Source organism: Hongsoonwoonella zoysiae (assembly GCF_013266695.1).
GTDB lineage: Bacteria > Pseudomonadota > Alphaproteobacteria > Rhizobiales > Stappiaceae > Hongsoonwoonella > Hongsoonwoonella zoysiae.
Genome location: NZ_JABRXF010000001.1, coordinates 74,578 through 86,995 on the forward strand (window position 1 = coordinate 74,578; position 12,418 = coordinate 86,995).

Here is a 12,418-nt window from a genome sequence, read left to right on the forward strand (position 1 = left end):
GCTTGCAATTCATCGTCCGTCTCCTTGACCGGGCGTGATCCTTCGCCCTGCCTCAATTCACTTCAATGTCGATGCCTGGCTCGTCAGGCCGTATTTGACGAAATTGACGCCGCCGCCGACGAAGCCGTCATCCGCGTCGTCCGCGGAATCCGCAGCACTGCGCAATGCCAGCGAGATAGTGCCGATCTGCTGCGCCCGGGTGACGACTTCCGCTTGCTCGGGCGAAAGCTCCAGCGTGGCGGTCCGCCCCGGCGGCAGCGCCTTTTCGTCCTGCTCGCCAGCCGTGGTCGTATCGATTGCCAGGACGCGCACGTTCGCCAGGATGGTTTCGCTCAGAAAGCCGTCGCCGCTGCGTCCGTTCTGGGCGCGGGTGAGAATGAGATCGACCTTGTCGCCAGGCAAAATGAAACCGCCCGCCGTCGTTACCGCCTCCACCGGCACCGCGATCGCGCGCTGGCCCTTGGGAAGGATCGCCGCCATGAAGCCTCGGTCGGTGGCTATGAGGCGCTCCTCGCGCAGCGGCTCTCCGGAATAAAGCGGCGCGCGAGCGATCCTGCCGGAAAGGCTGGCCGCGGCGTCCGGCTGCCGCGAACGCAGGATCGCGCCGGACGGCGTCGCATTCTTCGGCCAATCGGCCCAGGTCAGGTCGGATGCCGCAAGCTGACTGCCGAGCTTGATGTCTCGCGAGGCGACGAGAACCTGCTCCACGCCGGTCGCCGGTGCCTCGACAATCACCTCTTGCGGCGGGGCGCTTGAGTTGCTGATCACGAGACGCGCCGCCAGAAGGCCGGCGCCCAACGCAACACCGAGTATGGCAATTCGAGCAATCTTCATGTCTCTCATCCACTCGTTCTGGAGACCGGAAAGCCGAATATGGCTCACCCTTGGTCACCCGTTGTCCTTACAGTGAGTGGAAAATGGTCAAGACATGGTTAACAAGCGATGATTGAATATACTTAATGGCCATTAATTCATGCGCAAAATGCGGAAACTAAACAGCAAAATTAACACACGATTAAATGGTTGATTAGAGGTGTAGACAATAAACTGTACAACTTTTAGACCTTATTCACCCCTCAAACGGCCGAAACACTGCGTTACCTTCCAATACGGGCATTGAAACGGCAGGTTCGGCTCCGACCTGCGGGAAGACCGGAGTGCTTACCTTGTCCACGAGACAATCTGCGCGAAAGGAAATCGCCCGGTATCCAATTTCTGAAGCATATCCATTTCACCGGTTCCTGTCGGGATCTGGCGGGAAATACTTCAGGCCATTGCTTGACCGGCAAATCGTTTTGGAGACGGCCATCCTTGAAGGATCGGACCGCAAGACATGCAAGTGAAATCTTCAAGGAGAAGGAAAAAGGTCAGGTAGCCGCAAGCAACGCCTTGAACCAGACGGTTTCCGGATAAACCTGCAATGCGGCCAGGGACAGGGCGATGCCGTAAGGAATGCCCGAATTGCGGTCATGCAACCTGACCAGCCAGGCCTGCCCGCTCGCAAACCCCGGGAGCACGGGAATGTTTTCACGGAATAACAGAAGCGCAAGCGTCAGGACTGCGCCGAAGAGAGCGGAAAGAAACAAAAAGTCAAACAAGGACACCGAAAAACCCAGCCACAAGGCAATGGCCGCAGCGACCTTTACATCGCCGCCGCCCATCCAGCCGAAGGCGAAGAACGCGAAACCCACCGCGAAAACGCAGGCTCCTGCAAGAAGGTGATACCCGACATCCGGCAATGTCAGAGGAACGAAAGGCGCCAATGCGGCAAAGCCCGCGATCAGCAGCAGCGAAACCCGGTTCGGGATCGTCATCGTGAAAAGATCGGACGTGGCCGCGTAAGCAACCAGGCAGGGAAAGAATATCAGGAGCGATGCTTCAATCATGACTTACCCTGGCTTGAACCCAGTTGTTAACATCCGGTCCCGAATATGCAGACGGACGGCGAATGCCGTCCGTCTCGTGTCGTTCGCCCCCGCGAATGCGCGCAAGCGAAATGCAGTTGGCTACACCGATTACTGCAGCGCGTCGCCCACCGTCGTGAAGGTACCGGTAAGGTTCGTACCGACGGTGCCGAGGACCGTGACGATGACAACCGAGATCAAAGCGGCGATGAGGCCGTATTCGATGGCGGTCGCGCCGGATTCGTCCTTGGCGAAACGTGCGAAAAGATTCTTCATGGGTTTGCTCCTAGCTCCACGTGTTTTGACAGCACTAGCCCGTCGGCCTTGTTTGCTTCCGACCGATCTAAGCTTCGTCGACGTTACGCGTCGCCAATTGCCAAAAAGTTAATCCAAGCATCGAAACGCAGTTGTTTTGCCAGATTATCAAACAAAGTTAACAGCTTTATAACTTAATAATTCAAGATTTACATATAAATTATTTATTTACATTCAAATATAAGAAGTAGTGATGAATATTTTTTCACATATATTCTACATATCACATGAGAGCAATTACAAGATGTCAACGAAAAAGCGCGATCTGTCTTTACGGAAGAAATACATGCGGCTGTATAGAACGATTGCAGCAAACCCTTTCGTTAGCGGTTCGTTCACCAAGTTCTGCGCAAGATCGGTCAGTTCGCATAGCCTGGAGGCTGAAATGTTCTTGAACCTGAACGTCACGCGACCTGCCGCTACGTTTTTTGCCCTGTTGGCCATGCTCGCCATTACGGGAACGCCCGCGATCGCCGAGGAAGGCGGGGTGTCGGTCATGACGGACCGCGCCAAGGTTTTCCGGATCGACAAGCCCGCCGATACCGTTATCGTCGGCAATCCCTCGATTGCCGACGTCACGATGCACGACCGCTTTACCGTGGTGGTGACGGGCAAGCTGTTCGGTACGACGAACCTCGTCATCCTGGACAAGGACGCCGAACCGATCATCGACGAGGTGATCACGGTCATGCCGAACGAGACGAGCCTCGTCACCGTGCATCGTAATGGCGCGCGCTTTTCCATGTCCTGCAGCCCGACCTGCCAGCCGACGCTCCGCGTCGGTGACAACAAGGAAAATTTCGATCTGACCGAGCAACAGGCGCTGAAGCGAAACCAAATGGCTGAAGCGCTGGCTGGCGCGGGCGGCTGATCCACGGGAAGCAGGGGGCTGGAGAAATGCTGAACGCCATCCGGAATTTGTCCCGCGGGTCGCGCTGGCGCAGAGCCGCCCGCGCCACGGGGCGAATTTCCTCGGACAGGCGTGGCGTGACGGCGGTCGAATTCGGCCTTGTCGCCCTGCCATTCTTCACACTCCTGTTCTTCATCCTGGAAATGGGCATGTCCCTCTTCGCCGGACAGCTTATAGAGAACGCGACGATCGATGCGGCGCGCCTCATTCGCACAGGCCAGGCACAGCAAAACGGTTTCGACGCCGGCGCCTTCAAGCAGCAGGTCCTCAACCGTCTTTACGGCATCCCCTTTTCCGCGGAACGCCTGTCGATCGATGTCGAGAAACTCGACGATTTCACCCAGTTTCGGGGAGATCCGTTGGTCGTTGACGGCGAATTGCAGGACAATTTCGCCTATGATCACGGCGAAGCCGGCGACATCATCATCGTACGGGTGATTTACCGCTGGCCGCTCATCACCTCGTTCATGCGGCTCGACCACTCGGATCTCAATTCCGGAGATCGCCTGCTTGTGTCGACAGCCATCTTCCGCAACGAGCCCTTCCCGTGGAAAAGCAAGTAGGAGGCAGGGCGATGCGTATTCTGTATTCTCTGCCCATATCCGCCGCCAGGGCCTTGTGGACCAGGCTTGCAACGGACCGGCGCGGTGTCGCGGCGGTCGAATTCGCTCTCGTGCTGCCCTTGATGCTGCTGCTTCTGGTCGGGATGACCGAGCTTTATTCGGCCATGACGCTCGACCGCAAACTTAGCCAGACTTCAAGTACCATCGCGGACCTCGTGGCCCAGGAAACCGCTGTAACGCGCGCCGAGCTGCTGTCGATCATGGATGTCGCGGAAGCCATTCTCGATCCCTACCCCGAGGACGGGATTCGCTTCGTCGTCGCGGGCGTTCGCATGGAAGACGAAAACAAGCCGGAAGTCGCCTGGAGCGAGGGCCTGAACGCCGCTTCGTGGGCTACGGGCGCACCGCCGCCGATCGAACTTCCCGCCGAGCTTACGAAGACAAAAGGCTCCTTTCTGGTCGTAACGCACGGCACCTACACCTATCAGCCGGTATTCACGAACCTTTTCAAGGACATATTCGGCACCAGCGAGATCGAGCTGGAAGACGCCTATTACCTCAGGCCCCGCCTGAGCGCCGAAGTCGGCTGTTGCAATTGAGAAATCCGGCCGAAACGCGCCCCGCGTCCGGACGAATTCGGGGCTCCTGCCACCGACAAACCGGTCAATTCCCCCAACAACGCTCAATCTGTCGCATATCCCGCCAAATCCAAACCGGACTTGGCGGCAGAGGCATGTTTCGGAATACTGCTTTGAAAGCGAGTTCAAATCGGCCGGAAGAACCCGACCGTCAGGCAAGGCGCCGTGTTTCATGAGATTCGGATCGCCCGGCGTTTCCCGCGAACAGGCAACTGACGCAGATCAAGGGCCAGGCTCTCCCGCTGTGTCAGAAATCGGATAAACTTCACAGGCGTTTATCCGTTTCTTGTTTTCGCCACGCTCTGTGGACGATTTCCGAGGCCCGAACTCATACCATTTGCATCGATATTATGGGTTCAGACCCCAGGTCGCAGTGAGGATTAAACGAATTGCAGCGCCATCGTGAAACGGAAGCTTCCGGAGAGGAATATGGCCCGCAACAAGACCTATGACGAAATCTCCGTCGGCGACTGCGCAACGCTTACCCGTACGCTCAACGCCAACGACCTTTTCGTGTTCGCCCATGCCTCGGGCAACGTCAATCCGATGCATCTTCCGGGCGTCGACTGGACGGGGGACGGCAAGGTCGACGAGCCAATCGCCCCTTCGATGTGGGCCGGCGCGCTCATATCCGCGGTCCTTGGCAATGTCCTTCCCGGCCCCGGCACCGTTTACCGTTCGCAGACCCTGAATTTTCGCGACCGGGCGCACCTTGGCGACCGGCTGGAGGTTTCAGCCAGGGTCACCGCCAAGAAGAGCGACGGCATCGTCGAGTTGAAAACGCAGGTGAAACGCGAAGACGGCGACGTGATCGCCGAAGGCGATGCGATCGTCACCGCGCCGGAGCGGACGATCACTTTCGATGCAAGTAGCCTGCCCGGAATATTGATAGAAAGGCACCAGCATTTCGACAGGCTTCTGGAGGCCGCCGAAACGCTTGCGCCCTTGCCGACGGCGGTGGTTGCGCCCGACGACCCCAATTCGCTCGGCGGGACGGCCCTGGCCGCACGTGAGGGCCTCATCGACCCCGTTCTCGTCGGCGCGCGTTCGCGCATCGAGGTCGCAGCAAGCGAAATCGGTCTCGATCTTTCCCCCTTCGAACTGATCGACGTCGACCCGGAGGATGCCGCCGCCGCACGCGCGGTGGCCCTCGTGCATGAGGGGCGTGTTCGCGCGGTCATGAAAGGCCATCTCCACACCGAAGACCTTCTGCGCCACATCGTCAAACGGGACGGGGGTTTGAGGATGAAGCGCAGGCTCAGCCACTGCTTTGTCATGGATATTCCAGGGCGCGCCTCCCCGGTCATCATTTCCGATGCGGCGATCAACATCTCACCGGACCTGCAGGCCAAGGTCGATATCGTGCAGAACGCCATCGACATCGCACGTTCGCTCGGCATAGCCACGCCCAAGGTCGGTATCCTGTCGGCGATAGAGACGGTCAATCCCGCCATTCCCTCCACGCTTGACGCTGCAGTACTTTCGAAAATGGCCGAACGCGGCCAGATCAAGGGCGGCATCGTCGACGGGCCGCTCGCCATGGACAACGCGATTGATATCCAGGCGGCAAAGAGCAAGGGGATCACCTCCCTCGTGGCGGGCCATGCGGACGTGCTTGTCGTGCCGAACCTTGAAGCCGGCAACATGCTCGCCAAGGAACTCACCTTCATCGCCCATGCCGAGGCGGCAGGCCTTGTCGCCGGCGCGAAGGTGCCGGTGATGCTGACAAGCCGGGCAGACAACGACCGGGCAAGGCTCTGCTCCTGCGTTCTGGCGCTTCTTTACGACCACTGGCAGAAGACCGGAGAGGCGCTTGTGCGCCAGAGCCAAGAGAGCGGAGCATGAAGAGCGAAGACGCGACGGTTCTCGTCCTGAATTCGGGCTCGTCCTCCATCAAGTTCAAGATCTTTCACGGGCGCGACGTTTTTCTTGCCGGCCGGATCGAAGGCATCGGCACCTCTCCGCGCATGGTTGCCAAGGCAGGCAGCGGAAATGGCGAGGTGGAGCGAAAGCTTGCCGATGATGCCGACCATGGCGCGGCGCTGGAAGCGGCATTCACCTTTCTTTTCGCGCAGTTTCCGAACATGCGGGTGGATGGTGTCGGCCACCGTGTCGTCCACGGTGGCACGGCTTACGCCGAACCCGTCCTGATCGATGACGGCGTGCTTGGTGATCTGGAACGCCTTTGCCCGCTCGCCCCACTGCACCAGCCTCATAATCTTGCGGGAATTCGCGCCGTAAGGCAGACCTTTCCGAAGGTTGCGCAGGTCGCCTGCTTCGATACCGCCTTCCACCGCAAGCACCCCTGGGTGAACGATACCTTCGCGCTGCCCCGCAGCTTCTTCGAAGAGGGCGTTCGCCGTTACGGGTTTCACGGGCTTTCCTATGAATTCATCGTGGGAAAACTCGCCGAAATCGCGCCCGATATCCCGGACAAACGCGTCATCGTTGCGCATCTGGGCAACGGCGCATCGCTGTGCGCCATCAAGGAGCGAAGAAGCGTCGGTTCGACAATGGGTTTTTCCGCGCTCGACGGCCTGCCGATGGGCACGCGCTGCGGCCAGCTCGATCCCGGCGTCGTGCTCTATCTCATGCAAGCGCGGAAGATGACGGCCGAGGAGATTTCCGATCTTCTCTACCAGCAATCCGGTCTCAAGGGTCTATCCGGCATCTCGAGCGACATGCGCGAACTCGAAGCCTCCAGCGACCCGCGCGCGCGCGAGGCGATCGACTATTTCGTATTTCGTATACGCCGCGAAATCGGCGCCATGGCCGCCGTTCTCGGCGGGATCGACGGGCTCGTCTTCACCGGCGGCATCGGCGAGAATTCCGCCCATATCCGTGCGCTTGTCTGCCGGGATATGGACTGGCTCGGCATCGGGATGGACGATGCGGCGAATGACGAGAACCGCATGCGGATTTCCCGGGAAGGCTCAGCGGTAAAGGTTCTGGCTGTACCGACCGACGAGGAACGGATGATCGCCCGGCACACGATGAAGCTTCTCGGGCTCGCCGGCTGCGAATGAGCGCTATTCGCCTTCGCCGGACAATAGTTTCAAGGTTCCCGCTTTGCCGCCAAGCGCGGAGAAACTGTTGTCGAATGTCTTCACGAGTGGTGCGAAGGCTTGAACGTCAATAGGCGCAAAACCGGGGCTTCGCCGGGGCGCGATGGCAAAAAACGCCGGAGGATCTTCGACGTCGAGCGACAGGAGATGCGCCTTGAGCCGCCGCTTGATTTTGTCCGCAAGGGAACGCCTGACAACATGCGGCGCATTGGGTATCGGCTTCGAACGCCAGATGACGCGCAAGGATCCCGGCTCTATCAGCCGCCTTGCCTGCATTTCGGAAATCGTTCCGCGCCCGTCCTCGGATAGGGCGCCTCCCTCGCCGACCCAGCCAAGCGATGCATCGAGCGTGCCCACCATGACGCGTTTCGCCCCGTCCAGCGGGCCATCTACCTCCACCAGCGCAGCGAAATGCCGTTGCGGGTCGATACCGATTTCGCGAAAGGCGAAAAACGGCAGGCGCCGGCCCGCCGTCGACCCTTCCCCGCCGATGCCGAGTCTTGCGCCCTGGAGATCTTCCAGCGTTTCATATCCGCTGCCGTTGGCGACGATCACCGCCGCCCGGTAAGCGCTCTCACCGCCTTGAGAAAGCGGAACGGCGAGAGGCTCCACGCAGGCGCAGCGCTTCCAGGCCTGGGCGAAAGCGGAGGAGGAAAGCTCCGCATAATCGACCTGGCCGGAAACCAGCGCATTTTGAAGCGACGCCAGGTCGGTATAGGCAACGAGATTGACGGGGACGCCAAGCGCGGCCTCGAGGCTTGCGCGGTAAGGTTCAAGCAGGCGAAAGGCCGCGCGATCTGGATCGTTTGCGCTGTTTATGACAATGCCGTAGCGAAGGGAGGGCAGAAGCTTGAGCATCTCGCCATCGAAGCGCCCGTCGAGGCTGCCTTCGGATGTATCGGGCCATGGCGCGTCATAGTCTTCAGGCAGCGGAACGAGCAGCTCTTCCGCACCGCTGTCTTCATGAAATTCCGGCTCCGTCCCGAAGTAAGAGCCTTCTGGCTGCGAAAGGAGGCCGTCATCGGCGGTCTGCGCGGCAACAGCAACAACGAAAGCAGCGCCGAAACAAAGTGTCAGACAAAGTGACATGGATACGGCCACCGGGCCGTAATACCGCGATAAATGTCTCGACAATCGTGCTATTCGCAGCATTGAAATCGCATCGAATCAACCAGGTCGTAGTGACATTTTAACGATTGGCAGCGCCGTCGTGAAAATGCGCCGGATTTAGGAACGAGGAGGAAGGACATGCCAGACATATTCAACGACGAGCGACGACAAGATGGCGCATTTTCCCGGCGGCCCGTATGGGTTGGGTCAAAATCGCCTCTGAATGCGGCGCAAATGCTCGAAAGTGTACTGAACTTCCTTGCGCTTTGCTTCTGTTCAGAAACGATTTTGGCCTCCAACGCTGCGATACGTTAAATCGTAACTACGACCCAGGAGACCGCCATGACAGTATCGCACGGAAATACCGCCGATATCATGCCCGATATCGTCGTCTTCGACGTCGGCAATGTTCTGATCGAGTGGGATCCGCGCAATCTCTACAGGAAGATCTTCGACGACGAAGCCGCGATGGAATATTTCCTCGCCGAAGTCTGCACGGACACATGGAACCTGGAGCAGGACCGTGGGCGCAGCTTCAAGGAAGGGATTGAGGAGCGGGTAGCGCTCTTTCCAGAATTCGAGGCGCAGATCCGCGCCTATGACACCGGCTGGCACGACATGGTACCCGGCGAAGTGCCTGGAACGCCGGCGCTGCTCGGCGAGTTGAGGGAAGCCGGCGTTCCGCTCTACGCGATCACCAATTTCTCCCGCGAGAAATTCGCCGAGGCGCGCGAGCGCTTTCCCTTTCTCGACACATCGTTCATCGACACGGTGATCTCGGCCCACGAAGGCTGCATCAAGCCCGATCCCCGGATCTTCGAGATCCTTTTCGAGCGCAATTCGCTCAACCCCGCCCGAACGATCTTCATCGACGACAGCCTGAAAAACGTCGAGGGGGCGCGGGCGGCGGGGATGCATGCGCATCACTTCCGTGACGCCGGCACCTTGCGGCAGGAACTGATTTCGCTCGGTTTTCCCGTCGCTTCGAAATGAAGGAGCCTCAAGCCCCTTCGAAGCCGGAAAGCACGTTGACGCAATTAATGCCGAGCGCATCCACCGCGTAGCCACCCTCCATCACGAAGACGGTCGGCAGCCCGGCTTTTTCCAGCCGGGCGCCAAGCCTCAGAAATTCCTCGCTTTTCAGGCGGAACTTCGAAATCGGATCCCGCTCGTAAGTATCAAGGCCGAGCGAGACGACGAGCGTATCCGGCGAAAACTCGGCGACCCTTTCAAGCGCGGCATCCAGCGCTCGTGAAAAGACCGGCCAATCGGTGCCGAGCGGAAGCGGGAAATTCGCGTTGAAACCTTCGCCGGCCCCCTCGCCCGTCTCATCCGCGTGGCCGAGAAAATAGGGAAACTCCTCGATCGGATCGGCGTGGAGGGACAGGAACAGCACATCCGCCCGGTCATAGAAGATCGCCTGGGTGCCGTTGCCGTGGTGATAGTCGACGTCCAGCACCGCGACGCGGTCCGCACCCGCGTCGCGCAGGTATTGCGCGGCGATCGCGGCGTTGTTCAGGAAGCAATAGCCGCCGTAAAAATCCGCATGTGCATGGTGGCCGGGCGGCCGGCAAAGCGCGAAGGCCGCCCTGTCGCCTCCGGCCACGAGGCGCGCCGCCGTCAAGGCCGTATCGGCGCTCGCGCGCGCGGCAAACCATGTCTCTTCACCCAAAGGCGTGCCGGCATCGAAGGAATAACGGCCCAAAAGCCCGTCGATATGGTCCGGCACGGGTTTGGTGCGCAACTCCCGCACCGGCCAGACGAAAGGGAAAGCCTCGCCGGAACGTCCGGCATTGGTCCAGCGCGTCCAGAAGCTTTCGAGAAACGCGATATAGTCGCCCGCATGCACGCGCGCCAAGGGCTCCGTGCCGAATTCCTCCGGCGGCAGAATATCGCCGAACCCTGTCTCCATGATGCGGGCGCGTACGATTTCCGCGCGCGAGGGGATTTCGACCGCGGGCTTGAGCATGCCATCGGAGATTTCATGCTTCGGATCATGCGCAAGCTGGACTGGCGAAAATACGGTTTTCATCGGTTTGTCTTTTGGCGTCAGGCTTTCACGTTCCGGCAAGACGTGCCCCGCCGCAGGGCCAAGGTCAAGGCGAACTTCTCAGACTTCGCCGATCCGGCGCTTTTTACTGCACAAGGCGCATCCTGCCGTCGCGGATATCGATCGTCGAAAGCCTGGACAAGGCCGTCATCCCGATAAGCGTCACACCCAAAGCGCCGTCGGGCAGAACCATTGCCCTGACGTTCTTCAGCCGGATGCTTCCAAGCCGCACTTCGCGAAGATCGACCGGAGCGGCTCGGACGATGCCGTTCGCCGTCTGGGTGCGGGCGGTATAGTCCGATGCCCGCGGGATTACACCCGATGCCGCCGCGATTTTTTCGGGGAGCGCGATCGTTGTCGCTCCTGTATCGATTACCGCATCCACCGCACGTCCGTTGATCCAGACGGTCGTGAGATAATGCCCGTTAGAACTTGCATCGAGTACGAGCGTGCGTATCCCCCCAGCCGGTTTTCGCTGGCTTTCCGCCCGCTCCTCCCCGGCAACCACGGCTTCGGAGACCTGCGGGGACACCAGGAACGTTCGGGCAAGGTCAGGGCCGATCAGGGCAAACGCCAGCACCCCGGCAAGAACGACGAGATAGCGCCACATAAACTACCTTCCGCATGAGCGTTTCTGAGGTCACGCAACGACAATGCTAGGTCGGCAAGCCTGCGAAGTCGTGAAGAACAGGGCCGAATTTCGATCTATCGTTAAGATTTCGCTATCGGATAGCCACCCGAATCTGAAGTTCGTCTTTCATTACTGCATGTTCCGAACGAACTTCTGTTTTATAAGGGTGACTGGAAGATCATGCTTCCAGTGCGGTTTTCAAATTTGAAATACGCTCTGGAGGCTGCTGCCAGAATGAGGCGTATTTCAAATTCACCGCACTGGCGTCAAATTTTCTCGCCGATCGCGGAAAGCCGGTCCGCGAGAGCCTGGACCATGCTTTCTTCCGGCGAACTCGACTGCGCGCCCGTCGCCGTGCAGGCAAGCGCACCCGCCGCCGCACCTTCCTTGAGCGCGCGCGCGACATCCGCACCGCGAGCGAGAGCGGCGGCAAGCCCGCCGATAAAGGCATCGCCCGCCCCGGTCGTGTCGACAACGGATATCATGGGCGCGGAAACCCGCCAGATCGTATCCTGATGGCGGGCGATCAGCCCGCGCGATCCGAGCGTGATAACCGTCAATCGTTGCGGCGCAGAAAGCGCCATCAGCGCGGCATGGGGCGATTCCGTCTCGCCGATGCCAAGGTCCGCGGCGATCTCCGCCGCTTCCGCTTCATTCGCGACCAGAATATCCACCCGGTCGATCAGCCGCGACAGCCCCTCGCCGCCGGACGGGGCCGCGTTCAAGAGCACGAGCGCGCCGACGGCGCGCGCCTTTTCGACCGCTTGTTCGATGGGTTCAACCGCCAGTTCCCGCTGCAGGACCAGCAGATCGCCCTTTTCGAGCACGCCGTCGAGCCAATCCGCCGCGACACGGGAATTCACCCCGCTTGCGCACATGATGAGGTTTTCGCCGCCTTCATCCACGCCGATCATCGCCAGGCCGGTGGCGCCGCCGAGCTTGCGTACATGGTCGAGATCGACACCGGCCTTTTCAAGGTTCGAAAGCGCGGCCCTCGCGAAGTCGTCCGTGCCGACCGCGCCGATCATTCTCACTTCGCCACCCGCGCGCCGGGCGGCAAGGGCCTGATTGGCACCTTTGCCACCGGGAAACACCTGATGATCCGGACCGACCACTGTTTCGCCCGCCTGCGGCAGACGCGGAACCGAGACTACGAGATCGAGATTGATCGAGCCGAAAACGACGATCACTTGCCTTCCCCTTCCCATTTTCCTGTATGAGAAGGTGTTTCA

The 12,418-nt window shown here is 59.8% G+C and carries 13 protein-coding genes; 6 read left to right on the forward strand and 7 right to left on the reverse strand.

Annotated features, from left to right (window positions below):
* Positions 1 to 57: 57 nt before the first annotated feature.
* The 3 genes from cpaB to HPQ64_RS00370 all read right to left on the reverse strand — a co-directional run bounded on the left by cpaB (position 58) and on the right by HPQ64_RS00370 (position 2,180).
* Positions 58 to 834, reverse strand: coding sequence for a Flp pilus assembly protein CpaB (gene cpaB, locus HPQ64_RS00360; protein WP_172886428.1), 777 nt, complete (start codon positions 832 to 834; stop codon positions 58 to 60).
* Between the two features lie 533 nt (positions 835 to 1,367).
* Positions 1,368 to 1,886 carry an A24 family peptidase gene (locus tag HPQ64_RS00365; RefSeq protein ID WP_172886429.1) on the reverse strand — a complete coding sequence of 173 codons (519 nt, stop codon included), beginning with the start codon at positions 1,884 to 1,886 and terminating at the stop codon, positions 1,368 to 1,370.
* A 129-nt stretch (positions 1,887 to 2,015) separates the two neighbouring features.
* On the reverse strand, positions 2,016 to 2,180 hold the full coding sequence (locus HPQ64_RS00370) for a Flp family type IVb pilin (protein WP_172886430.1): 165 nt from the start codon (positions 2,178 to 2,180) through the stop codon (positions 2,016 to 2,018).
* Positions 2,181 to 2,604: 424 nt separating this feature from the next.
* Between HPQ64_RS00370 and HPQ64_RS00375 the strand changes: the two genes are divergently transcribed.
* The 5 genes from HPQ64_RS00375 to HPQ64_RS00395 all read left to right on the forward strand — a co-directional run bounded on the left by HPQ64_RS00375 (position 2,605) and on the right by HPQ64_RS00395 (position 7,356).
* Positions 2,605 to 3,090, forward strand: coding sequence for a pilus assembly protein N-terminal domain-containing protein (locus HPQ64_RS00375; protein ID WP_210260034.1), 486 nt, complete (start codon positions 2,605 to 2,607; stop codon positions 3,088 to 3,090).
* Positions 3,091 to 3,116: 26 nt separating this feature from the next.
* Complete coding sequence (locus HPQ64_RS00380) at positions 3,117 to 3,692, forward strand: TadE/TadG family type IV pilus assembly protein (protein ID WP_172886431.1); 576 nt, start codon at positions 3,117 to 3,119, stop codon at positions 3,690 to 3,692.
* A gap of 11 nt (positions 3,693 to 3,703) precedes the next feature.
* A complete protein-coding gene (locus tag HPQ64_RS00385) occupies positions 3,704 to 4,291 on the forward strand; it encodes a TadE/TadG family type IV pilus assembly protein (protein ID WP_172886432.1) in 588 nt (195 codons plus the stop codon).
* Positions 4,292 to 4,759: 468 nt separating this feature from the next.
* Positions 4,760 to 6,175, forward strand: a complete 1,416-nt coding sequence (locus tag HPQ64_RS00390) for a bifunctional enoyl-CoA hydratase/phosphate acetyltransferase (protein WP_172886433.1) — start codon at positions 4,760 to 4,762, stop codon at positions 6,173 to 6,175.
* Complete coding sequence (locus HPQ64_RS00395) at positions 6,172 to 7,356, forward strand: acetate/propionate family kinase (protein ID WP_172886434.1); 1,185 nt, start codon at positions 6,172 to 6,174, stop codon at positions 7,354 to 7,356. The genes HPQ64_RS00390 and HPQ64_RS00395 overlap by 4 nt, the downstream gene beginning before the upstream one ends.
* A 3-nt stretch (positions 7,357 to 7,359) precedes the next feature.
* Here HPQ64_RS00395 and HPQ64_RS00400 read toward each other — a convergent pair whose 3' ends face one another.
* Complete coding sequence (locus tag HPQ64_RS00400) at positions 7,360 to 8,484, reverse strand: phosphate/phosphite/phosphonate ABC transporter substrate-binding protein (RefSeq protein ID WP_172886435.1); 1,125 nt, start codon at positions 8,482 to 8,484, stop codon at positions 7,360 to 7,362.
* Positions 8,485 to 8,847: 363 nt separating this feature from the next.
* On the opposite strand from HPQ64_RS00400, the gene HPQ64_RS00405 reads away from it, so the two are divergent.
* Positions 8,848 to 9,498: an HAD family hydrolase gene (locus HPQ64_RS00405; protein ID WP_246270219.1), complete on the forward strand. Its 651-nt coding sequence runs from the start codon at positions 8,848 to 8,850 to the stop codon at positions 9,496 to 9,498.
* A 7-nt stretch (positions 9,499 to 9,505) separates the two neighbouring features.
* Here the strand turns inward: HPQ64_RS00405 and HPQ64_RS00410 are convergent, their stop codons facing one another.
* From HPQ64_RS00410 to HPQ64_RS00420, 3 genes are all read right to left on the reverse strand, one after another.
* Positions 9,506 to 10,537, reverse strand: coding sequence for a histone deacetylase family protein (locus HPQ64_RS00410; protein WP_172886436.1), 1,032 nt, complete (start codon positions 10,535 to 10,537; stop codon positions 9,506 to 9,508).
* Between the two features lie 103 nt (positions 10,538 to 10,640).
* The gene (locus HPQ64_RS00415; protein WP_172886437.1) at positions 10,641 to 11,165 is read right to left on the reverse strand and encodes a retropepsin-like aspartic protease family protein; all 525 of its coding nucleotides are present in this window, start codon (positions 11,163 to 11,165) and stop codon (positions 10,641 to 10,643) included.
* 287 nt (positions 11,166 to 11,452) lie between these two features.
* Positions 11,453 to 12,376 (reverse strand): PfkB family carbohydrate kinase, encoded by a 924-nt coding sequence (locus tag HPQ64_RS00420; RefSeq protein WP_172886438.1) that lies wholly within the window; start codon positions 12,374 to 12,376, stop codon positions 11,453 to 11,455.
* Positions 12,377 to 12,418 lie beyond the last annotated feature (42 nt).

Bases quoted from the DNA above. Each gene is read 5' to 3' on its own strand.
- cpaB (WP_172886428.1), bottom strand. From the start codon at position 834: ATGAAGATTGCTCGAATTGCCATACTCGGTGTTGCGTTGGGCGCCGGC.
- HPQ64_RS00365 (WP_172886429.1), bottom strand. From the start codon at position 1,886: ATGATTGAAGCATCGCTCCTGATATTCTTTCCCTGCCTGGTTGCTTAC.
- HPQ64_RS00370 (WP_172886430.1), bottom strand. From the start codon at position 2,180: ATGAAGAATCTTTTCGCACGTTTCGCCAAGGACGAATCCGGCGCGACC.
- HPQ64_RS00375 (WP_210260034.1), top strand. From the start codon at position 2,605: ATGTTCTTGAACCTGAACGTCACGCGACCTGCCGCTACGTTTTTTGCC.
- HPQ64_RS00380 (WP_172886431.1), top strand. From the start codon at position 3,117: ATGCTGAACGCCATCCGGAATTTGTCCCGCGGGTCGCGCTGGCGCAGA.
- HPQ64_RS00385 (WP_172886432.1), top strand. From the start codon at position 3,704: ATGCGTATTCTGTATTCTCTGCCCATATCCGCCGCCAGGGCCTTGTGG.
- HPQ64_RS00390 (WP_172886433.1), top strand. From the start codon at position 4,760: ATGGCCCGCAACAAGACCTATGACGAAATCTCCGTCGGCGACTGCGCA.
- HPQ64_RS00395 (WP_172886434.1), top strand. From the start codon at position 6,172: ATGAAGAGCGAAGACGCGACGGTTCTCGTCCTGAATTCGGGCTCGTCC.
- HPQ64_RS00400 (WP_172886435.1), bottom strand. From the start codon at position 8,484: ATGTCACTTTGTCTGACACTTTGTTTCGGCGCTGCTTTCGTTGTTGCT.
- HPQ64_RS00405 (WP_246270219.1), top strand. From the start codon at position 8,848: ATGACAGTATCGCACGGAAATACCGCCGATATCATGCCCGATATCGTC.
- HPQ64_RS00410 (WP_172886436.1), bottom strand. From the start codon at position 10,537: ATGAAAACCGTATTTTCGCCAGTCCAGCTTGCGCATGATCCGAAGCAT.
- HPQ64_RS00415 (WP_172886437.1), bottom strand. From the start codon at position 11,165: ATGTGGCGCTATCTCGTCGTTCTTGCCGGGGTGCTGGCGTTTGCCCTG.